Below are 24,067 nucleotides of genomic sequence, written 5' to 3' on the forward strand. Positions count from 1 at the left end.
GGTGATGACGATTGCCGATGCGCTGACGCTCATGATTGCGTTTGCGTCACTCATCGTCGCGGTGATCGCCGTAGCAAAAGACAAAAAATAACCCACCCTGCTAGGCCGAGGCGAGGGTAGGTTATCATGCCCAAAGCTTGAGCCACTGCACTTCTTGCAGGGCTGTGCATGGACAGGGCATTGGTGGCCGCCAATGTCCCTGTTTTCATTTTACGCTATCTACCTTTTATTATACGCAGGTGGCCATGGCCATGGCAAGAAATGATTTGTGCATGAAAAGGGGAGAATGTACATCTATCGGCTGGATCATTTGAGTAAATAGATGTAAAAGGGGGGAAGCTACTTTGAAAAAAGCTTCTCTACTCAGGCTAATATAGCGAAATATTTTGGATAAAATTAACTGGATTATAAATATTGACTTAGAATCAGTTCATAAGTATAATAAAAATTGTCGCTTCGTTAGATGAGGGTGAAGCAAAAGAAAACAACGAAACATGGTCTTTAATAAAAAATAAACCTTGACAAAATAAATATTTTATCTATATAATAAAAACTGTCCGATTTTGAAGTTTTGGTTTTATACGAAGATTGATTTTAAGAAAAAACGCTTGACATCTGTTGGAAAAATGATATATTAGTAAACTGCTTGAGGTTTTGCTTGTGTCTACGCCTACAAGCAGGAACAGGAAAGGTCAGTTTCTCGACAAAAGGTTGCGAAAATGAAAGTTCAAGAGATAGTTTTGTTTCTTGAAAGTTGAACGGAACAAAACAAAAAAAGAATAAAAAAACTATTGACAATAAATCAAAATCATTTATAATAAATAATGTCGCCATTGCCTAGTGGTGATAGCGGAGAGGAAACACCCGTTCCCATCCCGAACACGGAAGTTAAGCTCTCCAGCGCCGATGGTAGTTGGGGCCAGCGCCCCTGCAAGAGTAGGTCGCTGCTAGGCATAGAATACGGAGTATTAGCTCAGCGGGAGAGCACCACGTTGACAGCGTGGGGGTCACTGGTTCGATCCCAGTATACTCCACCATCATGGGGCGTTAGTTCAGGGGGAGAACGCTTCGCTGGCAGCGAAGAGGTCAGGGGTTCAAATCCCCTACGCTCCATTGATTATGCGGTCGTGGCGGAATGGCAGACGCGCTAGGTTGAGGGCCTAGTGGGGGCGACCCCGTGGAGGTTCAAGTCCTCTCGACCGCATCGCTCCAAATAGTTACGGAGGAGTACCCAAGTCTGGCTGAAGGGGTCGGTTTCGAAAACCGATAGGGGTGTCACAGCCCGCGGGGGTTCGAATCCCTCCTCCTCCGCCATAAATTCATCAACAATGAGTCGCCTTCTTAATATTATGCCGACTTAGCTCAATTGGTAGAGCAACTGAATCGTAATCAGTAGGTTGCGGGTTCAAGTCCTGCAGTCGGCATTGTTAATCATGGAGGGGTAGCGAAGTGGCTAAACGCGGCGGACTGTAAATCCGCTCCCTTTGGGTTCGGCGGTTCGAATCCGTCCCCCTCCATTTTTATTTCTTATAAACGGGCCTATAGCTCAGCTGGTTAGAGCGCACGCCTGATAAGCGTGAGGTCGGTGGTTCAAGTCCACTTAGGCCCATCTCTTATGATGGACGACAAGAGTGATTCTTGTCGTCCTTTTTGCGTTGTCGAGGCATAATGTGCTCTACCATCTCCATGGAGAATCCTCTGACTTTCACATGTGAGTGCACGGTCTTCATTTTCAGCAGCAAAACGTCCCTTTAGTGTCTGCCATTTAACAACGAAAGGGTGCCCCGTTCAGACACCCTCCCCTGTTTTTTACATCATTCTGAAAGTGGTTTTAGCAGAGAAACTTCCGCTTCAAACAAAACTAGAAGCCGTTCACGGAACGATGGTCCGTTTGCCTAATGGACGTACTTTCCATAATCAGGGGTAGCGATACGGTCAAAATCACGGGCGAGTTTTGTCAACCCTTCGCGCAGCTCTTTGCCGGCGACAGGAGCACCGTGCCCGGTGATGGCGACTGACGGAAAGAGTGCGGCTAACTTGCGCACGGATTCGCGGGCGGCGGGCCAGTCGATTGTATAATAGCGTGGCGGGCCGTTAATTTCTGTTTGTTGGGTCAATACTTTATATAACGAATCTTGACGGACGGTGACGAACGCATCGCCCGCGATTAAGGCAGCGTCGCGTGAACGGAATAAGGAAATGTGTCCCGGAGTGTGCCCCGGTGTGTGTATCCAACGGAACTCTGGCAAGTGCGGGACGGTGCCGTCCTCAGGAAGCGGTTGAACACGGTCGCCTAACTGAATCGGTTCGTTTGGGAAAAACGGTGATATTTTGGCGATGAAGCCGCCTTCGACGGCAGCGTCAGGTTCAGGATAGCGAGCTTTTCCAGTCAAATAAGGAAGTTCGGCTGGGTGGGCGTAGACCGTGACATTCCAATGCTTCACAAGCTCAACAATCGCCCCCACGTGGTCAAAATGGCCGTGAGTTAAAATAATCGCTTGCGGGCGGCTGTTCTCTCCAAAACGTTGTTCCACAACGGAAATAATGTCATCAGCCGACCCCGGCATGCCAGCATCGACCAATACAAACGTGCAGTCGTCCGGCCGGCCGACAAGACAAATGTTCACGATTTGGATCGTGTGACAGTACAAATCGGGCAGCACGCTAATGCCGACACCGCTTGCTGCCGATGTCGCGGGAATGAAATGGTAGTCTTCTCCATAATGCAGCTGTTCATCAGTCATTGGGACCCCTCCTATGAATGATCGTCCAACGATAGCATGCCGCCCGATCACATGAGGTATACAAAACAGCATTCGATCCGTACGGGAAATCCGCGACCTAGCTCGACAAGGATCATCGAAAAATGGTACGATAAGGAAAAAGGATGGATAAAGGAGGATAAAACGGATGAGCATTTTGAAAAAAGGGTTGGCATTTGGACTTGGATTAGCCATTGCTAGCAAAGAACAAGTGGAAAAATTGATCGATGAGTTGGTCAAAAAAGGGGAGTTGTCGCTTGATGAATCGAAAGAAGTAATCGACCAATGGAAGCAGCAAACCGAAGAGCGGAAAGCGGAAGTGCAACGACTTGTGCGCGAGCAAATCAAACAAATGATTGACAAGCTTGATTTAGCGACGAAGGAAGACGTTCGACAGCTCGAGGAGCGAATCCGCCGCCTTGAAGAAAAGGAACAAAGCGGGCAGTAAACGGATACGGCCTGTCCGCTCGCTTTTTGCCGTTGTAAGGGAGATGGTCGGATGATCGGAAAGCGGATGCGCCATATTGGTCGATATCATGAAATTGCCGTCGCCTTGCTTCGGCACGGATTCGGGATGATCGTCGATGAACTCGGTTTTTCGTCCTTTCTTTCCTTGCCGCCGCGCGGGCGAACCGAACAAGGGAAACGGGAAGGAAAAACGGTCGGAGAACGTCTGCGCCTGGTGCTCGAGGAACTCGGTCCGACATTTATTAAGCTTGGGCAAATCGCCAGCACGCGACCGGATTTGATCCCTCGATATATCATTTGCGAATTGGAAAAGTTGCAAGATCAAGTTCCACCGTTTCCATTTCCTGAGGTCCGCCGGATTGTGGAAACAGAATTGGGAGGGCCGCTCGAGGAGCTTTTTCGATCATTTGACGAAATCCCACTAGCAGCCGCTTCGCTCGGGCAAGTACATCGGGCCGTTCTTCCTTCCGGACAAGCTGTCGTGGTGAAAATACAGCGCCCGCATATTGCAGAGCGGATTGAGACGGATTTGGATATTTTACAAGACTTAGCAGTGCTCGCGGAACGGCGCTTAGATTGGGCGGCGTCTTATCGGCTCACTGAAATCGTTGACGAATTGGCAAAGTCGCTGCGGCAGGAGCTCGATTACACCATCGAGGCGCGCCATGCGGAAACGTTTGCTAATCAATTTGCCGATGACCCGTCTGTATACGTGCCCGGCGTTTTTTGGGAGTATACGACGAAACTAGTGCTGACGATGGAATATGTGGAGGGGGTTAAGCTCGGGGAAATCGAGCGCCTGAAAGAGAGCGGTCATTCGTTAAAGACACTGGCTGAGCGCTTGACTGTCTCGATGTTAAAGCAAATGTTCGAACATGGATTCTTCCATGGCGATCCTCATCCGGGCAATGTATTCGTTCTCCCCGATGGGATGCTTGCCTTTATTGATTTCGGCTTAATGGGACGCCTCCGTCCGAATGTCAAGCATCACCTTTCCTCACTTATCATCGCTTTGATGCGGCAAAACACCGACGGGGTGTTGAACGCCATTTATGGCCTCGGGCTTGTTCCGGCTGAGGTCGATGAGGGGAAGCTGCGCGACGATATTGACGAGTTGCGCGAGAAGTATTATCGTGTTCCGCTCAGCGAGGTGAGCCTTGGCGAAGCGATCGGGGATCTTTTAACGGTGGCGTTTCGGCATGGCATTCGCATTCCGAGCGACTTGACGCTGTTAGGGAAAGCGCTGTTGACGGTTGAAGGAGTGGTGGCGACGCTTGACCCTCAATTTCGCGTAATGGACGTTGCCGAACCGTTCGGAAGAAAATTGCTGAAAGAGCGGCTTCGACTCGATCGCGTGGCAGAAACGGCGTGGAAGCGTGTGGCGGGTTATGGCGAAATGCTGCTTCGGCTGCCGGACAGTATCAAAGAACTGACGAAGGTCATGCGGCGCGGCAAACTTCAGCTTGAGATGACAGCCTCAGACCTTGAGGCGCTTTTGCGCAAACTCGATCAAATTGGCAACCGATTGTCCATCAGCCTCATCCTTCTTTCCTTGAGCATCGTCATGGCCGGCATGTTAATCGCTTCATCGCTAGGACGGCAGTCGATGCTCCTATGGAAAATTCCGATTATTGAAATTGGATTTGGTGTGGTCGCGCTCATGTTCGGGTGGTTGCTTTATTCGATCTTTCGATCAGGGAAGCTTTAGTGCAAAAAAAGGGGGTGTCCCCTTTTTCTTGTTGTGATTGAACGGTGTTTGTGGTGTCTTAGGCTTGTTGCGGCCATTTACGCATCGACTGTTGAATGCGGTTCACATTGCGTCAAAAAGTGAACGGCTCTTTTGTCATCAGGAGTTCAGGTAGCGTGATGGTTGGCCTGGATGCGAACGAGAAGGCGTGTCGCCCCATAGGTAATGAACACGATTATTAAGTCGATAAGGAAAAGATGGAACTTGCGCAACCCTCCGTGCAATTCAAGCAAACCAAGCCACTGCTCAAGCGAGGCGAGTCCGAAAGCAAATATTGCGCTTAACAATATCGTATATAAATAAAAATTTTTGTTGTGGTTCGTACAATATTGATAAAGCAACAAAAAACCGACGGGCAACACCGAGGCGGTAATGTTTAAGGCAAACGGCAAAAACGGCGTTAAAAAATAACGTGGTGACAAATACATGGCGTTTTCTAAAGCGATGTAAGTATAGGTCCATAATATGTGAATAGTGTAGCCAAAAAAAAAAAGATTTCGAAGATCCGTTTCCGGTCGACGGTGAAAAAAGCAACACTAAAGGAACGATGAGAAAAGTGAAGATCAGCCAAAACGGCCACGTTCCAACGCCGGAGTAGTCGCTCCAATACGATTGGAGTAGCCTGTGCAGCTGTTCGCGTGTTTGGTTGATTTCTTTCCAATATGCTTGATAATTCACGAACAACCCTCCCTTGTCTTTGCTTAGCATCTCACATAGTTGATCGAGATATGCGGAAAACGTCTACCTTCGGCGGCGGAAACCATGGAAAAGAGGAGGGAGCTGTTTTAGACGCCGTTATTTCGGGGAAGATAAAGGACAACTGTGTGTTGCCGGTTCGTTGGGACTACGCCTATCGTCGCGTAGGAAAGACCGATGATTTTTTCTTATTTCCCATGAGCACGGCAGGATTTTCATTTCTAGACGGCGAAACTAGTACGACGAGTAAAGGGAATGAAGGAAGGAGAGAACCCGATGTCCATTGTAAACCCAAGCCGGGACGAGATCGGCGATATTTTGCGGAAGGCGAAGCGAATTGCGGTAGTCGGTTTGTCCAACAACCCGGAGCGCGAATCATACATGGTGACGAAAGCGATGAAAGATGCCGGATACGAAATTATTCCTGTCAATCCGATGATTGATGAATGGGAAGGCATTCCGGCGGTGGACAAACTGACAGATATTCAAGGGCATGTTGATATTGTTAATGTGTTCCGCCGCTCTGAACATCTGCCGGAACTCGCCCGCGAGTTTGTGCAAATCGACGCTGACGTGTTTTGGGCTCAACTTGGCGTCGTCAACGAAGAAGCGTACCGCTTTTTAAAAGAAAAAGGCTATACGGTCATTATGGACCGCTGCATTAAAGTGGAACATGCGCTCACGAAGCGCGCGTAACGAACGAAACGACCATCTTCTCCGAGATGGTCCTTTCGTTTTTTCGGCGCATTTGTCCGATTTTGTCAGGCGTTGTCAAAAGACAATGGACAGCCGGGTATTTTATGGTACAATAAAACAGAAACAGATGTTCTTGTTTTGGCAGGAAGGGGTGGCCTTGTGGCAAAACGAACGGTATACGAATATAACGAAGATGCGATTCAAGTATTAGAAGGGCTTGAGGCGGTGAGAAAGCGGCCGGGCATGTACATCGGCAGCACTGACAGCCGCGGCCTGCATCATCTTGTCTATGAAATTGTCGACAACTCCGTTGACGAGGCATTGGCTGGATACGGAAATTACATTCTTGTTCAAATACATAAAGATAACAGTGTCACCGTTTTGGACGAAGGGCGCGGCATGCCGGTCGGAATGCATAAGCTCGGCAAACCGACGCCGGAAGTGATTTTGACTGTGCTGCATGCCGGCGGTAAGTTCGGTCAAGGCGGGTATAAAACGAGCGGTGGTTTGCACGGGGTCGGGGCATCAGTCGTCAACGCCCTATCCGAATGGCTTGTTGTCACGATTCATCGCGACGGCTTTATCTATCGGCAACGGTTTGAGAACGGCGGCAAGCCGGTGACGACGCTTGAAAACATCGGAACGACAAACAAAACGGGGACAATCATTCAATTTAAACCTGACCCGACGATTTTCAGCACAACGGTGTTCGATTATGAAACGTTAAGCGAACGGCTGCGCGAATCGGCGTTTTTGTTAAAAGGGCTGAAAATCGAACTTGTCGATGAACGGACCGGCATGCGCGAGGTGTTTCATTACGAAAACGGGATTGAAGCGTTTGTTGCCTATTTGAATGAAGAAAAAGACGTGCTCCATCCGGTCGCCTATTTTGCCGGCGAGCAAAACGGCATTGAAGTCGAGTTTGCGTTTCAATTTCATGACGGCTACTCGGAAAACGTCTTGTCGTTTGTCAACAATGTGCGCACAAAAGACGGAGGCACGCACGAAGCCGGGGCGAAAACGGCGATGACACGCGTCTTTAACGAATATGCGCGCCGTGTCGGCTTATTAAAAGAAAAGGATAAAAACCTTGAAGGAACTGATATTCGTGAAGGGATGTCAGCGATTGTCTCGGTGCGCATTCCGGAGCATTTGTTGCAGTTTGAAGGACAGACAAAAGGCAAGCTTGGGACGAGCGAGGCGCGTTCGGCTGTTGATGCGGTCGTGTCTGAACAGTTGACCTACTTTTTGCAAGAAAACCCAGATGTGAGTGCGATGCTCATTAAAAAGGCGATCCGGGCGTATCAAGCGCGTGAAGCGGCCCGCAAAGCGCGCGAGGAAGCGCGAAGCGGCAAAAAGCGGAAAGGAAAAGAGGCGCTTTTAAGCGGCAAGTTGACGCCGGCACAAGGGCGCAATCCGCAAAAAAACGAGCTGTATTTGGTCGAAGGCGACTCAGCGGGCGGCTCGGCGAAGCAAGGGCGTGACCGCCGTTTTCAGGCGGTGCTGCCGCTGCGCGGGAAAGTCATTAACACTGAAAAAGCGAAGCTTGGCGATATTTTAAAAAATGAGGAAATCAATACGATCATTCATGCCATTGGCGGCGGTGTCGGCGCTGATTTTTCGATTGAGGACATTAACTACGACAAAGTGATCATCATGACAGACGCCGACACGGACGGCGCCCATATTCAAGTGCTCCTGCTCACGTTTTTTTATCGCTATATGCGTCCGCTTATTGAAGCAGGGAAAGTATACATTGCCTTGCCACCGCTTTACAAAATCAGTAAAGGAAGCGGCAAAAAGGAAACAGTGGAGTATGCGTGGACGGATGAGCAGCTTAGGGAGATCACGAAAAAAATGGGGCGCGGCTATACGATTCAGCGCTACAAAGGGCTTGGTGAAATGAACGCCGATCAGCTGTGGGAAACGACGATGAACCCAGAGACGCGCACGTTAATTCGCGTACGCATCGAAGACGCCGCCCGCGCCGAGCGGCGGGTGACGACGCTCATGGGTGACAAAGTCGAGCCGCGCCGCAAATGGATCGAAACGCACGTCGCCTTTGGACTCGAAGAAGAGCCAGGTTGGATCGGCTGATGGCGGCTTGAGGCAAGCCGCCTTTTTGCCGCTGAAGTTCGTTGTGAAAGGAGAATGATGATGGCAGAACGATTGTTGGAATTGCCTTTAGAGGATGTGCTTGGCGACCGCTTTGGCCGCTACAGTAAATATATCATCCAAGACCGGGCGCTGCCTGATGCGCGTGACGGGTTAAAGCCGGTGCAGCGCCGTATTTTATATGCCATGTACGTCGATGGCAATACGGCCGATAAGCCGTTTCGCAAAGCGGCAAAAACAGTCGGGAACGTGATCGGCAACTTCCATCCGCATGGCGATTCGTCAGTGTATGAGGCGATGGTGCGGATGAGCCAAGACTGGAAGCTACGTAACGTGCTTATCGAAATGCACGGCAACAACGGGAGCTTGGACGGCGATCCGCCGGCGGCGATGCGTTACACGGAGGCGCGCCTGTCAGCCATCGCCGCCGAGCTGCTTCGCGACATTGACAAAGAAACGGTCGCCTTTGTGCCGAACTTTGATGATACGACGAACGAGCCGACTGTCTTGCCGGCAATGTTTCCGAACCTGCTCGTAAACGGTTCGACCGGTATTTCGGCTGGCTATGCGACGGACATTCCGCCGCATGCGCTCGGTGAAGTCATCGATGCCGTCTTATTGCGAATCGACCGGCCGAATTGCACCGTCGATGACTTGATGACGGTTCTTCCCGGTCCCGATTTTCCGACCGGCGGCATTATCCAAGGGAAGGACGGCATTCGCAAGGCGTACGAGACCGGTCGCGGAAAAATCATCATCCGCGCCAAAGCGACGATCGAGCAGGCAAAAGGCGGAAAACGGCATATCATGATTACCGAGTTGCCTTATGAAGTGAACAAAGCCAACTTAGTAAAAAAAATCGATGAGCTTCGCTTGGACAAAAAGCTGGATGGCATCGCTGATGTCCGTGACGAAACGGACCGGAACGGGCTGTCGATCGTGATTGAACTGAAAAAAGATGCGGATGCGGAAGCGATTCTCAACTATTTATACAAGAATACTGACTTGCAAGTGCCGTACAGCTTCAATATGGTGGCGATTCACGAGCGCCGGCCGAAATTGATGAGCTTGCCGGAGCTGCTTGACGCCTATATCGCTCATCGGAAAGACGTCGTCACGAACCGTTCTCATTTTGAACTGAAAAAAGCGAATGAGCGGAAACATATTGTTGATGGTTTAATTAAGGCGCTTTCCATTTTGGACGAGGTGATCGCGACGATTCGCGCCTCAAGCGACAAGCGGGACGCCAAAGACCGGCTGATTGCTAACTACGGATTTACCGAAGCGCAGGCGGAGGCGATCGTGACGCTTCAGCTGTATCGGTTGACGAATACGGACATTACGGCACTCCGTCAAGAGGCGGAAGGGCTCGACAAAACGATCGCCGAGCTGACCGCGATTCTAGCTGATGAGAAAAAGCTTCTTGCGGTCATTAAAAAAGAGTTGAAGTCGATGAAAAAGCAATACGCTGATGAACGGCGAACGGTCATTGAAGAGGAGATTGAGGAGCTGAAAGTCAACGTCGAAGCACTCATTCCAGCGGAAGATGTCATCGTGACGGTGACAAAAGAAGGATATGTGAAACGAACGAGCTACCGTTCTTACAGTGCGTCCAACGGCCAGGACATCGGGATGAAAGAGACAGACCGATTGCTCGCCCAGTTAGAGATGAACACGACGGATGTACTCTTGTTGTTCACCCGCCGGGGATATTATTTGTATTGCCCGGTGCACACGTTGCCGGACATTCGCTGGAAAGACGTTGGCCAGCATATTTCAAGCCTCATTCCGATCGAGCGCGATGATGAACTTGTTGCGGTTGTTCCGGTTTCCTCTTTTGAAACGAATGAGCAGCTTGTCTTTGTGACAAAGCATGGGATGGTAAAGCGGACGGAGCTTTCGCAGTACCAAGTGCAGCGCTATACACGCCCGCTTGTGGCAGTCAATCTAAAAGGCGATGATCAGGTGATCGCCGTCTACGCGACCGACGGCCGCGGCCTTATTTGGATGGCGACGCATGATGGCTATGCGCTCTTGTTTGCTGAAGAGGAAATCAGTTTGGTCGGCGTGCGTGCCGCCGGGGTGAAAGGCATTCAACTTAAAGAGGGCGATTTTGTTGCCGCGGTCTGCCCGATTCGTCCTGAAGAGAGCGGTTCTCTCATTGTCGTGACACAGCGCGGAGCGGTGAAAAAAATGGCTCTTAGCGAATTCGAACCGACATCGCGCGCGAGACGTGGAGTGATGATTGTGCGCGAGGTGAAATCCAACCCGCACCGAATCGTCGGAGCCGTCATGACTAATGATGGTGAAGAAATGATCGGAATGCGGACGGAAAAAGGGGTCGCCGAAACGGTCGATGTTGCTTCACTCCGCTTGACCGATCGCTACGGCACTGGTTCATTCCTCATCGATACCGACGAAGCCGGGATGGTGATCGACGTTTGGAAAGAGCCAGAGAAGTTGTTAGGAAAAGGGGAAGAGGAATGAGGGGGAAACGCCAAGAATCCGCTATCCATAAGGTGAGCCGCTGTCGGTTGAACTGAGGGCCGACGATTGGTCAAACTTGTACTAGGCGGGGATTCATTGACGGTTCGTAGCAAACTTGTAAGGGAAAACAGATGTAATAAGCAAGATCGGCATGTCAAACGAAGCCGTTCAGCTCTTGTGAATTCGAGCGAAAAAGGAGTGCATGCAAAAGGCCATCTGTCTTCAAAAGAGGGACAAGATACAGACTTGTAAAAGTGGTTCACATCAATTTGCAAGAATTGGGGCTGATCCCAAAACGTACTTTTGTTTTGGGATCAGCCCCAAGTTCGTTGATAATCATCGTGTTTCCTCCCCCTTAAAAAGGGGAGAAGCACATCCTCTACTCGTTCCTTCACCAAAACTTCCACCATTTGTTCGTCCGGGTTCGGGCGGCCACGGCGCTTGTCGCTGTTTGGCGGAAGGAAAGAACAAGTTCGCGGAACGCTTTCTCCCGCTCTAAAATGCGCTGTTCGAGCTGTTTTCGCTCTTCTTCCTGCCTTGTCTTTTCCTCGTGACAAAATGCGACGACCGTTTCCAAATGTTCATGCAGTTGCTCGGTTTTTTGTTGCCAAGCTTCTTTGTAATCATGAAGTGAGCGGCGCACTGTTTCAGCAGCTGACGTCGTTTGCTCCCCGATATCATCAAGCTTCCCTCTTACTTCATCCATCGCCTGGCGCACGACAGCGACCGTTTCCTGCTTCAGAGCGTCGACGATGTCGTCTTTCATGCGGGCAGCCAGCTGCTCGGCTATGTATGGGGCGCCATGGCGCAGCAAGCGAGGAACATCGATAATTACCCCTTCCATGACCGCAGATTCCGGGGGAGCGGACGGTTCGTTCGCTTGTTTCAATTCCGCAATGATCTCGTGCGGGCGGCGACCGTCAGCGAGCAGTGTTCGGATATGGCGGAACTGGTTGATAAGCTCTTCGGTGTAAATGCGTGCCCCTTGGGAGGTGCGAGGGATTGTAATCCATTGGGCAAATTGTTTTTCCCATTGTTTCAAGTCGCGGGCTGTGACCCCGATTTTTTTCGCTGCTTCGCGGAGTGTATATGTCTTCATGGCGTTCCCCTCATCCTTTCTTTCCACATTTATGATGGCTATGTTTTATTTTCCCACTCCACAGTTTATTTTCCTGCTGTCTGACAAAACATAACAAAAGAAGTGGAAGTTAGCAAAAAACAAACAATCTTTGTCGAATCGTGTAAATTCTTATCGAAAAAAGACGTTGACAAACTTGTATATACAAGATAGAATGAGTTCAGGATGTATATACAAGTTTTTTTTGCAACCGGTTGCTGAAAGCGATTTAACGCAATTGAAAGCGAGAGAAAGAAAAAGGAGGCATTCATAATGGGGGCATATGCACAAGCAGCTGCACAAATCGTTGAGGCCATCGGCGGCAAAGAGAACATCGTCGCCGCCACACATTGTGTGACACGGCTCCGGTTTGCGCTCAAAGACGAAGGAAAAGTGGATAAAGAAGCGCTTGAACGCATTGATGTAGTGAAAGGGTCGTTTTCGGCAAACGGCCAGTTTCAAGTTGTCATCGGTCAAGGGCTCGTTGATAAAGTGTATAACGAACTCGTTGAGTTGACTGGCATTGGCCGGGCGACGAAACAGGAAATTAAAGATGCGGCGGAAGCGAAGCTCAATCCGCTGCAACGCGCCATTAAGACGCTCGCTGACATTTTTATCCCGATTTTGCCGGCGATCGTCACAGCTGGTCTGTTAATGGGAATTAATAACGTTTTGACCGGTCCAGACATTTTTTATGAGGGGAAATCGTTTGTCGATGTGCATCAAGAATGGGCAGATTTGGCGAATATGATCAACTTGATCGCCAATACGGCGTTTGTCTTCCTGCCGGGGTTGATCGGTTGGTCGGCGGTGACAAAATTCGGAGGCAGTCCGCTGTTGGGGATTGTTCTTGGCTTGATGCTCGTCCACCCGGATTTGCTGAATGCTTGGGGCTGGGGAGCAGCAAAACAAGAAGGAGAAATCCCAGTTTGGAACTTATTCGGGTTTGATGTGCAAAAAGTCGGCTATCAAGGGCAAGTGCTGCCTGTGTTAGTTGCTTCGTACGTATTGGCGAAGATCGAGCTGTTTTTGCGCAACCGCATTCCGGATGCGTTTCAACTGTTGCTTGTCGCACCGCTTGCCTTGCTCGTGACAGGTTTCTTGGCGTTTATCGCCATCGGACCGATCACGTTCGCGATCGGGAACGCGATTACGAACTTGTTTGTCGGAATTTTTGACAACGTTCCAGCCATTGGTGGTTTGCTGTATGGAGCGCTGTATGCGCCGCTTGTCGTTACCGGGATGCACCATACGTTCTTGCCGGTTGATTTGCAGCTGATTGCTAGCACGGGCGGCACGTTCTTATGGCCGATTTTAGTCATGTCGAATATCGCTCAAGGCTCTGCGGCATTAGCGATGATGTTTGTCGCAAAAGACGAAAAGCTGCGCGGCTTGTCGTTCACTTCAGCGGTTTCGGCCTATCTCGGCATTACCGAGCCGGCGATGTTCGGGGTCAACTTGCGCTTCCGATTCCCGTTTATTGCAGCGATGACAGGGGCAGCGATTGCCGGCATGTTTATCACACTCAATAAAGTCCTTGCTCCATCGATCGGCGTCGGCGGTCTGCCGGGCTTCTTGTCGATCGTGCCACAGAAATGGGTCCCGTTCTTTATCGGGATGGCGATTGCCATTGTAGTGCCGTTTGTGCTGACATTTGTTTTCGGCAAAGTGCGCAAAGTGGCACGCTAATGGTTCACATTTATTGAGGTAATGATGCATTCGCTGACATACCATTGGCTGCCAACGCCAATGGTATGTTTTTCATTCATTGTCGAAGTCAACAAACGAGGTGAAGAAACGTGTCAACAACACCGTGGTGGAAAAAGGCGGTTGTTTATCAAATTTATCCGAAGAGTTTCCGTGATACGAATGGGGATGGTATCGGCGATTTGCCGGGCATCATCGAAAAGCTCGATTACTTGAAAGAACTGGGCGTCGATGTCATTTGGCTGACGCCAATTTACGCTTCGCCGCAGCGCGATAACGGCTACGACATTAGCGATTATTTCGCCATTCATCACGAGTACGGAACAATGGATGATTTTGACCGGTTGCTTGAGGAAGTGCATGCGCGCGGCATGAAGCTTGTCATGGATATGGTCGTCAACCATACGTCGACTGACCATGAATGGTTCAAGCAAGCGAGCACATCGAAAACGAACCCGTACCGTCATTTTTACATTTGGCGCGACCCGAAGGCGGACGGTAGCGCTCCGAACAACTGGCAGTCGAAATTCGGCGGTTCGGCGTGGGAATACGATGAACAAACCGGGCAATATTATTTGCATTTGTTCGATGTGACACAAGCCGACTTGAACTGGGAAAACGAAGAGCTGCGCCGCCGCATTTATGACATGATGCATTTTTGGCTGAAAAAAGGGGTCGACGGCTTCCGATTGGATGTCATCAACTTGTTGTCCAAAGACCAACATTTCCCAGACGATGACGGCTCGATTCCACCGGGGGATGGGCGCCGCTTCTATACGGATGGGCCGCGCATCCATGAATTTTTACAAGAAATGAACCGGGAAGTGTTTTCGAAATATGACGTCATGACAGTGGGAGAAATGTCGTCGACGACGATCGATCATTGCATCCGTTACACGAATCCGGAAAATAACGAGCTGAACATGACGTTTAATTTCCATCACTTGAAAGTCGATTACCCAAACGGGGAAAAATGGGCCGTCGCTCCGTTTGATTTTCTCGCTTTAAAACGCATTTTGTCGGAGTGGCAAGTGCGAATGCACGAAGGCGGAGGATGGAATGCGCTCTTTTGGTGCAACCACGACCAACCGCGCATCGTGTCGCGCTACGGTGATGATGGGGAGTATTGGAAAGAATCAGCGAAGATGCTGGCGACGACGATTCATCTCATGCAAGGGACGCCATACATTTATCAGGGCGAAGAAATCGGCATGACCGACCCGAAATTCAACGATATTGGCGACTATCGCGACGTGGAGTCGCTCAATATGTACCGGATCTTGCAAGAGCAAGGCAAAAGTGAGCAAGAAGTACTCGAGATTTTGCGGCGGAAATCGCGCGACAATTCGCGCACGCCGATGCAATGGGACGACAGCTTGCACGCTGGGTTTACATCCGGGACGCCGTGGATTCGCGTTGCCGATAATTATCGGCACATTAACGTGAAGCAGGCACTGGCCGATCGTGATTCGATTTTTTATCACTATAAGCGGCTCATTGAGCTGCGCAAGCAGTATGACATTATTACGACTGGCCGTTATGAGCTGCTCCTTGCCGATGATCCGCATCTCTTCGCCTATATGCGTCATGGTGATGGGGAAAAGCTGCTTGTCGTCAACAACTTTTACCCGGTGGAAACGACGTTTACGCTGCCGGAAGAAGCAGGAGCGAATGACTATACGGGTGAATTGTTGATCGCCAATTATCCGGACGCACCGGCCGATTTCCGTCGTATGGCGCTACGTCCGTACGAATCGGTTGTTTATCTTCTGCGCCGTCCATGATACAATACAGACGGTGATGATGATGCATGAAAACAAATATTTAGCTATTTATCACGATCTTGCTTCCCGCATCCGCGACGGGGAATGGAAGGCGTACGATAAGTTGCCGTCAGAAAATGAGCTGGCTGTTCGGTACAAGACATCGCGCGAGACGATCCGTAAGGCGCTCAATTTATTGTCCGAACACGGGTATATTCAAAAAATGAAAGGAAAAGGGTCGATCGTGCTTGATGTTGGTAGATACGCCTTTCCCGTCTCCGGGTTGGTCAGCTTTAAAGAACTGGCGCAAACGATGAAACAGCCGGTGCGGACGATCGTCCATGAACTGGAACTGATCAAACCGGATGCTGAGCTTAAACAGCAACTGCGTGCAACAAGCAAAGATGATGTGTGGAAAGTCGTGCGTGTCCGTGAAATTGACGGGGAGCGGATTATTTTAGATAAAGACTTTTTCTTAAAAAAGAACGTCCCGCTGTTGACAAAAGAGATTTGTGAAGACTCGATTTATGAATACTTAGAAACCAAACTGCATTTGCCGATCAGCTTTGCGAAAAAAGAAATGTCCGTCGATGAGGCAACCGAGGAAGACCGTCGCTATTTGGATCTCAATGGCGATGACCGCGTCGTCGTCGTTAGAAACTACGTCTATTTAAACGACGCCACCTTGTTCCAATACACGGAATCGCGGCACCGACTTGACAAGTTCCGGTTTGTCGATTTCGCGCGTCGGAAATGACAGAGCCCGACCGTGTGTGATTAGATTAGGCGGTGACGGATACGTTTTGATGCCACGCTGCGTCTTACGACGCGGCGTTTTTTTATTGTTTGTTTTGATAAAAAATAAAACTATGTTCTAAATAATCAATTAAAATCATAAACAATCACAGTTATGGCTATCCTTGTTAACAGCGGCATCAGAAAGGGGGACGCCGACGTGGAAGGAACATGGTGGTCGCTATTGCCTTTTCTTCTCATCATTCCACTTGCTATTTGGCTGAAAGAAATTTTGCCTGGGTTGGTGGTCGGCCTGCTCGTAGGGGCGCTCTGTCTGGAACAGTCGGTCATTGGTGCTATCGAGCGGGCTGTTTCCGCCATTCTTCGTTCTCTCAGCGATCTTGAACATATAAAAATCGCTGCGTTTCTCTATTTGTTCGGTTCGCTTGTCGGCATGATGCAAATTACCGGCGGGGTCAAAGGATTCGTCGAGAGGCTTTCCGGGCGCATCCACACGAAGCGTGGACTACTTTTATTTGTTTGGCTGACGGTGCCAGTGACGTTTTTCATGCCGATGTTCCGCATTATGCTGCTTGGTCCAGTGATGAAAGCCGTGCTTCGCCAGTTTCGCATCGACCGCCGCCGCATGGCGTACATCATCGATGTTTCGACCGAGCCGATCATCGTGCTTTTGCCGGCAGCGACGGCGTTTGTCGGTTTTATGACTTCGGTCGTGGCGGCAGCGCTGGCACAAAACGATATTGGTGAATCGGCATATGATATCTTTTTGCGTAGCTTGCCGTACAACTTGTTTGCCATCATCGCTCTTATTGTCGGGTTGTTGACGACGATGTTGAACATTCGGATTGGTAAACCGCGGGCGAAAAAAGGGGAAGGGGAAACGAATGAATTGCACGGTCTCGGGCTGCGCAAAGAACTGGCACTGATCGCCGGAGAGCCGCTTCATCTCTTCGTGCCGTTAGCGTTGTTGCTTGGATTGACGTTTGCCTTTTTTGTCTATGACGGACGGCAACGCGGGGCAAGTGATTGGCTTGAGGCGTTTTCCGAAGCCGATGCGACATGGGCGATGTTGCTGGCACTGTTTGTGACGATTCTTTTGTCGATGGTGTTTTATTTGTGGCGCAGGCAGTCGCTCTCGGAGCTGATTTATCATTTTTTTGCCGGAGGCAACGAGCTCATGGCGCCGATCGGCATGTTGATTCTCGTTTGGGCTGTATCGGCGGTGGCGGGTGAGCTCGGATTTACCACTTACGTGGCATCGACGTTCGGCACGTGGATTCCGGGGCCGTTCGTGCCGGCGGCGGTGTTTTTAGCCGGTTCGTTTCTGTCTTATTTTATCGGATCGTCATGGGGGACATGGGGCATTTTTATGCCGCTTGGCGTCACACTTGCCCATGCGACCGGAGCGCCGCTTGAGATGACGGTCGGCGCCGTGTTTGCAAGTGGAACGTTCGGGGCATTCGCTTCGCCGCTTGGCGATACAACGATTACGACCGCAGCAATTATGGATATGGATTTAATGGGCTATGCCAAATACAAACTGCGCATCTCTCTTATTTGCGCTGGTTTATCGCTTGCCGGATACGTATTTTTGCCACTTTGGGCCGGTTAGGAGGAGCAGGTTCCGGCCCATTCTTTTCTAATATTTATAACATAAAACCATGTTCTAAATAATCAATAAAAACAAAACAGTTGCATTCCATAAGCAAGTCAAGCTATGATAAAAACAACATACTGACTAGTCGGTAACCGAGCGTTAGGGCTTGATTTCACGAAAAAAGGAGTGTCAAATGGTGTGATGAACACTCCACACGAACTCATTCGTTAGGAATCCTCCTAATGCCTTTGGTTGCCCATAGATGCTTCTACTGTTCCCAGAAGCAGCTTCGCCGCCCTTGATCAGCTCCTGTCAAAGGTGTGAAAAGGACGACCTCAAGGACAACGGGGACAAAAAAGAAGGGGAGAGGGAGAACGATGAAAACACATACGATTACAGTTAACCCGCGTTTTTGCGAAACCGATGCGCTTGGACATTTGAGCAATATTAGCTATTTCATTTATTTGGAAGAAGCACGCACTCGTTTATTCGATGAATTGAGCTACGGGGGACAAACTGGTGATTGGCACTTTATTTTGGCGTCCGCGAAATGCGATTTTGTCAACCAAGGGTTTTTTGGCCGGCGACTTCGCGTGGAGACGAACGTTTCCCGCATCGGCCATAAAAGCTTTCAATGCATTCACCGCATCATCGAAGACGAGACGAATAAACTCATTGCCATCGGAGAAGCAGCGGTCGTTTACTTCAATTTCCATACACAAGCGAGTGAGCCGCTGCCTGATGACTTGCGGGCGTTGCTCGCGCAATACCTCGTCTCCGATGCCGAGGAGGCCGTTCGTCCCTTCGGTGCAAAAAACAATGACAACGTTTGAATTGTGTCATCCGCCAACAAGGCGGTTTTTTTTGTCTTCATTCGTTTTCTCTGGACCAAACTGCCCAATGGCCACATATGGTATGAGTAGGGTGACTCAGAAAAGGGAGGAACGATCATGACAATTCGCGCGACGATCGGGAGCGCAACATATACATGTCGCGGCGAGCTTGAGACACACTTCCAGCCGTTTCGCGACGGAACAATCGGCCGGTTTCACCCATTTTCTACACCATTTGGTGAACAGCGGCTCATTTACGCCGATTGGACAGCAAGCGGGCGGTTATACCGACCGATTGAAGAAAAAATGGTGCACGAGCTCGGCCCGTTTGTCGGCAACACGCATACGGAGTCGAATGTGACCGGAACGAAAATGACGCTTGCGTATCAATATGCGAAAGAAATTATCAAACAGCACGTTCACGCAGGGAGAGGCGATGTGTTGATCATGCAAGGAGCCGGCATGACGAGCGCTGTCAACAAACTGCAGCGCCTGCTTGGCTTGCGTGTGCCAGAACAATGGAAATCGCGCCTGGCGCTTACTAATGACGAACGACCGGTCGTTTTTGTCACGCATATGGAGCACCATTCGAATTTATTATCATGGGCCGAAACGATCGCTGAGGTCGTAACGGTTCGTCCGACCGCTAGCGGCGAGGTGGACCTTGACCATTTACGCGAATTGCTTGAACGCTACCGCCATCGGCCGCAAAAAATCGGTGCATTCACTGCCTGCTCGAACGTCACCGGCCTAGAGACGCCATACCATGAACTAGCTAAACTTATGCATGAATACGGCGGGCTTTGTTTCGTTGATTTTGCCGCTTCCGCTCCGTACGTCCGCATTGATATGCATCCGGATGATCCAATGAAAAAGCTTGATGCGATTTATTTTTCTCCGCATAAGTTTCTTGGCGGGCCGGGGAGTGCTGGCGTGCTCGTGTTTGACGGACGCCTTTACCGCCAGCATGCGCCGGATCATCCGGGCGGTGGGACGGTGTATTGGACCGATCCATGGGGGCATTATGAGTACGTAGAGGCGATTGAAGAACGGGAAGACGGGGGCACACCGCCGTTTTGGCAAACGATTAAAGCAGCGCTCGCCATTCAACTGAAAGAACAGATGAATATTGCGAAGATGCGCGCTCGGGAAAAAGAGCTCGTTTCGCTTCTCCTGCCGGCGCTGCAGAAAATCCCCGGCGTTCATGTGCTAGAAGGGCATCGAAGTGATCGGCTTGGTATTGTTTCGTTTGTAATCGAAGGACTTCATTATAATCTTGTCGTCAAACTGCTAAACGACCGCTTTGGCATTCAGGCGCGCGGCGGCTGCTCATGCGCCGGGCCGTACGGACATTACTTGCTTGGCATTGACAAAGAACAGTCGGCTGCCTTGCTTGAGGAAGTCAAAAGCGGCAACGCCCTCGCCAAACCAGGATGGGTACGTTTATCGCTCCATCCGACGATGACAAACGAAGAAGTGTACACGATTATTCATGCTGTCCGTCAAATTGCACGTGATGGCTGCCGCTGGCAAGACGAATACGAATATGACGAAGCAAAAAACGAGTTTGTTCACCGTGGCGATGATCGGTATATTCGGTCTTTTTTTCTCTTTTAATCTTCGTTTTGGTTATCTTTGCTGTCCTAGTCGTCTGAAGACCAAGACGGCTATTTTTTATCTCCCCGAATTCAGGATGACATGGGCATCGGTGGGCGTTTAAGCGTTTTTGTTTTCACCCTTCATCAAAACCGGTACAATGAAATCATCTTAACAACAAAAGAAGGGGAGAGCGATGAACGAATTGTATCATTTGCTCGTGCGAAACGAGCGGGAACGGGAACTGTATGAACAAGCTCGGCACCTCGCTGAGCGTTTTGCGGCGCGGGCGGCAGATTATGACGAACGGGCGGAGTTCCCGTTTGCTGATTTTGCTGACTTAAAAGAAGCCGGATTTCTTTCGCTCACGGTTCCCACCGAATACGGTGGCCACGGGGCGTCGCTTTATGAATTGGTACTTGTGCAAGAAATGCTCGCTCAAGGCAGCGGCGCCACCGCCTTGTCGTTCGGATGGCACGCGAGCATTCTGATGCGTCTGTTTTTACTCCGCCGCTGGCCGGAATCGACGCTCGCCCGCTTGGCCGAAGAAGTTGTCAAACGCCATGCGCTCATTAACAGCGCCCACTCCGAACGGGCAACCGGCAGCCCAGCGCGCGGCGGAAAACCTGAAACAAAAGCCGCCCTCCGCAATGGCCGCTTTATGCTCTGCGGGCGCAAATCGTTTGCCTCGTTGGCCCCGGCGTTAGATTACGTATTGATTTCCGCCACCATCGAAGACAGCGGCGAAGTCGGTGAATTTCTCATCCCAATGTCCGCTACGGGCATGCGCATTGAGCCGACATGGAACACGCTCGGTATGCGGGCGACGCGTAGCGACGACCTCATCCTTGATGGTGTTGAAGTCGAGAAGGATGCGCTTGTGGAAATCCTCGGGAAGTCGAATGAAACCGCTCCAGCACAAGGATGGTTGTTGCACGTTCCGGCTTGCTACTTAGGCATCGCCATTGCGGCTCGCAATGAAGCGATCCGCTTCGCGCAGACGTATCAGCCGAACACATTGTCCCATCCGATCGCTTCAACGCCAGAAGTGCAGCGAAAGATCGCCGAAATGGAATGGCGGCTTGCCCACGCGCGCCATTTTCTGTACGCGATCGCTGACTTATGGGATCGCTATCCGGATAAACGAGCCGAGATGAAAGAGGAGCTGGCGGCCGCGAAGCTAGTTGCCACAAATACAGCACTCGAGGTCGTCGATATGGCGATGCGCATCGTCGGCGGGCAAAGCTTGTTTGCTGACAATCCGCTCGGCCGCTATTACCGCGACATCCGCGCCGGGCTGCATAACCCCCCCGCTGATGACTTGACGCTCGCATGGCTGGCTAAACGAGCACTATCTCACCACCCGCTAGGCGGCTCAAGCAACCAATAAAAGAGCTTTCTCTAAGAGGAGGCATCAGATGCGGGTAACACAAAAAGGGAGGATTCAAAGAGCCGGCTAAACACCTATATAGAACAGCAAAATCATTTAACGTGTATATAAAAAAGAGGGTGTCTCGTTGTTTTTTTGAGACACCCTTCTTTTTGGCACCATTACTCCTCCAGGGCCGAACGCAAAAATTCCGGCAAGGAGAAACATTGGCGGAAAACGGCATCATTGACGTATTTCGTATCGTTTGGAATCGTCGTCTGTGCCGGGAAATCTAGCGGCCGTTTCGAGCCGATCGTAAAGCTCCACATTCCGCCCGGGTATGTCGGCACGACCGCCGTATACACGAGCACATGCGGGAACAATTCACGAATGTTGCGGTATGTGCGCTTTAAAATATCTAGGTGGAAAATCGGCGACTGGCTTTGGCACACCATCAGCCCATCCTCTTTTAACGCGCGGTGCACGTTCGCATAAAACTCCGACGAAAACAGCGCTTCGGCTGGGCCGACTGGGTCGGATGAGTCGATCATAATGACGTCGTACACGCCTTCTTTTCCTTGTACAAACGCGACGCCGTCATCATAAATAAACTTCACGCGCGGATCAGACAAGTTGCCGGAGACGGCCGGTAAATGTTCTTTGCATGCATGGACGACCTTTTCATCGATTTCGACCATCTCGATCGTCTCTAAACGGTCATACTTGGCCGCTTCACGAGCCGCTCCACAGTCGCCACCGCCGATGATAAGCGCCTGTTTTGCCTCTGGATGAAGCTGCAGCGGCACGTGTGTAATCATTTCGTTATAAATATGGCCATCAATCGAAGTCGTTTGCACGACGCCGTCAAGAACAAGCATGCGTCCAAAATCGTACGAATCCAAAATCATAACATGCTGGTAATCGGACGGCTCGGCAAAGATTACTTCTTTGATGCGATAGCTGATTTTTAAATTGTCGCGGTCATCTTCGGTGAGCCAAAGCTCCCCATTGTCCAAATGCACATATGGTGGCAAAGCGTTTCCTTGGTGTTTCATTGTTACCTCCTTAGTCTTGCAGATTTTCTCACACCTTTCTAATCTTAATATATTATGCGAAATGTGGCAAACAAAGGGGATTATCGGCCGGTATCGGATGTGTTCATCCCACCGCCCATGTTCGATGACTGATTTCGTTTTTCCGGCTGCTCCTCGTTATGGCCGCCGCAGCTGGTGCAAAGGCTGAGCAATAACGTGCAAATGATAGCAAGCGGCATCCATCGTTTTCGCATCTTTCCCTTCTCCTTTCGTGTTCATCATCCACTAAAGCGCCAAGCGTGACCGCTATCTGGATAAGACCGCTTCTATTGTTCGTCGCAAAGTATAGATGACGCATATCATTTCCTGCTGGCACTAAACCCGGACCCATCGGTTTGTTACCTAGGATGCAGGGCATAGCCAGGAGCGGGAATGGACATCCCCTGTATGGGAGACCTGGCTTTGTTTTTTGTGCCTGCTAAGCAGCAGGCGGACTGTTTTTGCCTCCGTATAGACGCGGGAAAGAATCACTTTCGCATGGAGCGGTCGGCCAATAATCGGATAACAAACGATAAACATCTCGGCACATAAAAAACATCGTCTGCGACCGCTCAGCGAAGCTAAAAAGCACTGTCTGCAAGGCCACCATCGTGCGATCTATGGGTATGACAATCACTTCTCCGTCCCGTACGGCGATGCTATGCTTGCTTATAGTGTGCCTGTCAACAGGCAAAATAAAACTCCCCGGCATTCAGCCGGAGAGTGTTTATCCATCGCGCTGCTCCTTAAGCAAAGCACGAAGCGATGTGCGATTTTCCAGCAAATCGGCAAGCGTATACGTATCCAGAACACGCAAAAACGCCTCTAACGCCTCGCGAAGCACGAAACGGAGCCGGCACGCAGGCGTGAGGATGCATTCATTGCCGTGGGAAGCGAAGCATTCGACAAGCGACAAATTGTCTTCTGTCTCGCGAACGACCGCGCCAACGATGATTTCCTCAGGTCGTTTCGCCAAGCGAATTCCACCGTTGCGTCCACGGATCGTTTCGATGTAGCCAAGCTTGCCGAGCTCATGGACAATTTTGCTTAAATGATGCTCAGACAGCGAAAATATAGTGGAAATTTCCTTAATGTTGGTTTTTTCTCCTTCATCAAGCGTCCCTAAAAACAAGAGGACACGCAAAGCGTATTCGGTATAGCTTGTTAACTGCATATCCATTCACAACCTTTTAAACATGGTCGATTCCAATTGTATCACATCCGCTTCATATGGGGAATTGTGAACAATTTGTTAAAGATGTATTTGAAATATTGCTTTTCATTA

At 50.2% G+C, this 24,067-nt stretch carries 19 protein-coding genes, 7 tRNA genes and 1 rRNA gene; 21 read left to right on the top strand and 6 right to left on the bottom strand.

Annotated features, from left to right (window positions below; genetic code table 11):
- Positions 1-4 precede the first annotated feature (4 nt).
- From DSM465_RS19875 to DSM465_RS0110300, 9 genes are all read left to right on the top strand, one after another.
- Positions 5-91, top strand: a complete 87-nt coding sequence (locus DSM465_RS19875) for a putative holin-like toxin (protein ID WP_223812931.1) — start codon at positions 5-7, stop codon at positions 89-91.
- A 745-nt stretch (positions 92-836) separates the two neighbouring features.
- A 5S ribosomal RNA gene (gene rrf, locus DSM465_RS0110265) occupies positions 837-953 on the top strand.
- 9 nt (positions 954-962) lie between these two features.
- A tRNA-Val gene (locus DSM465_RS0110270) sits at positions 963-1,037 on the top strand.
- A gap of 4 nt (positions 1,038-1,041) precedes the next feature.
- Positions 1,042-1,113: transfer RNA gene (locus tag DSM465_RS0110275), tRNA-Ala, on the top strand.
- Positions 1,114-1,121: 8 nt separating this feature from the next.
- A tRNA-Leu gene (locus DSM465_RS0110280) sits at positions 1,122-1,204 on the top strand.
- Between the two features lie 17 nt (positions 1,205-1,221).
- Positions 1,222-1,314 (top strand) — tRNA-Ser (locus DSM465_RS0110285).
- Positions 1,315-1,351: 37 nt separating this feature from the next.
- Positions 1,352-1,424, top strand: a tRNA-Thr gene (locus tag DSM465_RS0110290).
- Positions 1,425-1,435: 11 nt separating this feature from the next.
- A tRNA-Tyr gene (locus DSM465_RS0110295) sits at positions 1,436-1,517 on the top strand.
- A gap of 18 nt (positions 1,518-1,535) precedes the next feature.
- Positions 1,536-1,609 (top strand) — tRNA-Ile (locus DSM465_RS0110300).
- A gap of 286 nt (positions 1,610-1,895) precedes the next feature.
- Here DSM465_RS0110300 and DSM465_RS0110305 read toward each other — a convergent pair.
- Positions 1,896-2,744 (bottom strand): MBL fold metallo-hydrolase, encoded by an 849-nt coding sequence (locus tag DSM465_RS0110305; RefSeq protein ID WP_029761301.1) that lies wholly within the window; start codon positions 2,742-2,744, stop codon positions 1,896-1,898.
- Between the two features lie 166 nt (positions 2,745-2,910).
- Here DSM465_RS0110305 and DSM465_RS0110310 point away from each other — a divergent pair, with 166 nt between their 5' ends.
- Both DSM465_RS0110310 and DSM465_RS0110315 read left to right on the top strand, forming a co-directional pair.
- Complete coding sequence (locus tag DSM465_RS0110310; protein WP_008881832.1) at positions 2,911-3,210, top strand: phasin family protein; 300 nt, start codon at positions 2,911-2,913, stop codon at positions 3,208-3,210.
- A gap of 51 nt (positions 3,211-3,261) precedes the next feature.
- Positions 3,262-4,938: an ABC1 kinase family protein gene (locus tag DSM465_RS0110315; RefSeq protein ID WP_029761302.1), complete on the top strand. Its 1,677-nt coding sequence runs from the start codon at positions 3,262-3,264 to the stop codon at positions 4,936-4,938.
- A 146-nt stretch (positions 4,939-5,084) separates the two neighbouring features.
- On the opposite strand, the gene DSM465_RS19880 is transcribed toward DSM465_RS0110315, so the two are convergent.
- Positions 5,085-5,399 carry a hypothetical protein gene (locus tag DSM465_RS19880; protein ID WP_230459224.1) on the bottom strand — a complete coding sequence of 105 codons (315 nt, stop codon included), beginning with the start codon at positions 5,397-5,399 and terminating at the stop codon, positions 5,085-5,087.
- Positions 5,400-5,949: 550 nt separating this feature from the next.
- Here DSM465_RS19880 and DSM465_RS0110325 point away from each other — a divergent pair.
- The 3 genes from DSM465_RS0110325 (at position 5,950) to parC (ending at position 10,971) form a co-directional block, all read left to right on the top strand.
- The gene (locus DSM465_RS0110325) at positions 5,950-6,369 is read left to right on the top strand and encodes a CoA-binding protein (protein ID WP_008881835.1); all 420 of its coding nucleotides are present in this window, start codon (positions 5,950-5,952) and stop codon (positions 6,367-6,369) included.
- A 159-nt stretch (positions 6,370-6,528) separates the two neighbouring features.
- Positions 6,529-8,466, top strand: coding sequence for a DNA topoisomerase IV subunit B (gene parE, locus DSM465_RS0110330; protein WP_008881836.1), 1,938 nt, complete (start codon positions 6,529-6,531; stop codon positions 8,464-8,466).
- Between the two features lie 60 nt (positions 8,467-8,526).
- A complete protein-coding gene (gene parC / locus DSM465_RS0110335; protein ID WP_029761303.1) occupies positions 8,527-10,971 on the top strand; it encodes a DNA topoisomerase IV subunit A in 2,445 nt (814 codons plus the stop codon).
- 391 nt (positions 10,972-11,362) lie between these two features.
- Here parC and DSM465_RS0110340 read toward each other — a convergent pair whose 3' ends face one another.
- A complete protein-coding gene (locus tag DSM465_RS0110340; protein ID WP_029761304.1) occupies positions 11,363-12,070 on the bottom strand; it encodes a MerR family transcriptional regulator in 708 nt (235 codons plus the stop codon).
- A 291-nt stretch (positions 12,071-12,361) separates the two neighbouring features.
- Here DSM465_RS0110340 and treP point away from each other — a divergent pair, with 291 nt between their 5' ends.
- The 7 genes from treP to DSM465_RS0110375 all read left to right on the top strand — a co-directional run bounded on the left by treP (position 12,362) and on the right by DSM465_RS0110375 (position 21,730).
- Positions 12,362-13,777, top strand: coding sequence for a PTS system trehalose-specific EIIBC component (gene treP / locus DSM465_RS0110345; RefSeq protein ID WP_008881839.1), 1,416 nt, complete (start codon positions 12,362-12,364; stop codon positions 13,775-13,777).
- A 110-nt stretch (positions 13,778-13,887) separates the two neighbouring features.
- A complete protein-coding gene (gene treC, locus DSM465_RS0110350; RefSeq protein ID WP_029761305.1) occupies positions 13,888-15,579 on the top strand; it encodes an alpha,alpha-phosphotrehalase in 1,692 nt (563 codons plus the stop codon).
- 22 nt (positions 15,580-15,601) lie between these two features.
- Complete coding sequence (treR, locus tag DSM465_RS0110355) at positions 15,602-16,315, top strand: trehalose operon repressor (RefSeq protein ID WP_011887441.1); 714 nt, start codon at positions 15,602-15,604, stop codon at positions 16,313-16,315.
- A gap of 198 nt (positions 16,316-16,513) precedes the next feature.
- Entirely contained in the window at positions 16,514-17,926 is a 1,413-nt protein-coding gene (locus tag DSM465_RS0110360) for a Na+/H+ antiporter NhaC family protein (protein ID WP_011887440.1), read from the top strand.
- Positions 17,927-18,288: 362 nt separating this feature from the next.
- Positions 18,289-18,744: an acyl-CoA thioesterase gene (locus DSM465_RS0110365; RefSeq protein ID WP_008881843.1), complete on the top strand. Its 456-nt coding sequence runs from the start codon at positions 18,289-18,291 to the stop codon at positions 18,742-18,744.
- A gap of 117 nt (positions 18,745-18,861) precedes the next feature.
- Complete coding sequence (locus DSM465_RS0110370) at positions 18,862-20,361, top strand: aminotransferase class V-fold PLP-dependent enzyme (RefSeq protein ID WP_029761306.1); 1,500 nt, start codon at positions 18,862-18,864, stop codon at positions 20,359-20,361.
- Between the two features lie 175 nt (positions 20,362-20,536).
- Positions 20,537-21,730 (top strand): acyl-CoA dehydrogenase family protein, encoded by a 1,194-nt coding sequence (locus DSM465_RS0110375; RefSeq protein WP_029761307.1) that lies wholly within the window; start codon positions 20,537-20,539, stop codon positions 21,728-21,730.
- A gap of 161 nt (positions 21,731-21,891) precedes the next feature.
- Here DSM465_RS0110375 and speE read toward each other — a convergent pair whose 3' ends face one another.
- From speE to nsrR, 3 genes are all read right to left on the bottom strand, one after another.
- Positions 21,892-22,764 (bottom strand): polyamine aminopropyltransferase, encoded by an 873-nt coding sequence (gene speE / locus DSM465_RS0110380; RefSeq protein ID WP_008881848.1) that lies wholly within the window; start codon positions 22,762-22,764, stop codon positions 21,892-21,894.
- A gap of 80 nt (positions 22,765-22,844) precedes the next feature.
- A complete protein-coding gene (locus tag DSM465_RS19605; protein ID WP_169817287.1) occupies positions 22,845-22,997 on the bottom strand; it encodes a hypothetical protein in 153 nt (50 codons plus the stop codon).
- Between the two features lie 512 nt (positions 22,998-23,509).
- Positions 23,510-23,956 carry a nitric oxide-sensing transcriptional repressor NsrR gene (nsrR, locus tag DSM465_RS0110395; protein ID WP_008881851.1) on the bottom strand — a complete coding sequence of 149 codons (447 nt, stop codon included), beginning with the start codon at positions 23,954-23,956 and terminating at the stop codon, positions 23,510-23,512.
- Positions 23,957-24,067 lie beyond the last annotated feature (111 nt).

Source organism: Geobacillus thermodenitrificans subsp. thermodenitrificans DSM 465 (assembly GCF_000496575.1).
GTDB classification, from domain to species: Bacteria; Bacillota; Bacilli; order Bacillales; family Anoxybacillaceae; genus Geobacillus; species Geobacillus thermodenitrificans.

Coding starts and splice junctions, on each gene's coding strand:
- DSM465_RS0110305 (WP_029761301.1), bottom strand. CDS start 2,744: ATGACTGATGAACAGCTGCATTATGGAGAAGACTACCATTTCATTCCC.
- DSM465_RS0110340 (WP_029761304.1), bottom strand. CDS start 12,070: ATGAAGACATATACACTCCGCGAAGCAGCGAAAAAAATCGGGGTCACA.
- treR (WP_011887441.1), top strand. CDS start 15,602: ATGCATGAAAACAAATATTTAGCTATTTATCACGATCTTGCTTCCCGC.
- DSM465_RS19605 (WP_169817287.1), bottom strand. CDS start 22,997: ATGCGAAAACGATGGATGCCGCTTGCTATCATTTGCACGTTATTGCTC.
- treP (WP_008881839.1), top strand. CDS start 12,362: ATGGGGGCATATGCACAAGCAGCTGCACAAATCGTTGAGGCCATCGGC.
- speE (WP_008881848.1), bottom strand. CDS start 22,764: ATGAAACACCAAGGAAACGCTTTGCCACCATATGTGCATTTGGACAAT.
- nsrR (WP_008881851.1), bottom strand. CDS start 23,956: ATGCAGTTAACAAGCTATACCGAATACGCTTTGCGTGTCCTCTTGTTT.
- DSM465_RS19875 (WP_223812931.1), top strand. CDS start 5: ATGACGATTGCCGATGCGCTGACGCTCATGATTGCGTTTGCGTCACTC.
- DSM465_RS0110365 (WP_008881843.1), top strand. CDS start 18,289: ATGAAAACACATACGATTACAGTTAACCCGCGTTTTTGCGAAACCGAT.
- DSM465_RS0110315 (WP_029761302.1), top strand. CDS start 3,262: ATGATCGGAAAGCGGATGCGCCATATTGGTCGATATCATGAAATTGCC.
- DSM465_RS0110375 (WP_029761307.1), top strand. CDS start 20,537: ATGAACGAATTGTATCATTTGCTCGTGCGAAACGAGCGGGAACGGGAA.
- DSM465_RS0110370 (WP_029761306.1), top strand. CDS start 18,862: ATGACAATTCGCGCGACGATCGGGAGCGCAACATATACATGTCGCGGC.
- DSM465_RS0110310 (WP_008881832.1), top strand. CDS start 2,911: ATGAGCATTTTGAAAAAAGGGTTGGCATTTGGACTTGGATTAGCCATT.
- DSM465_RS0110325 (WP_008881835.1), top strand. CDS start 5,950: ATGTCCATTGTAAACCCAAGCCGGGACGAGATCGGCGATATTTTGCGG.
- parC (WP_029761303.1), top strand. CDS start 8,527: ATGGCAGAACGATTGTTGGAATTGCCTTTAGAGGATGTGCTTGGCGAC.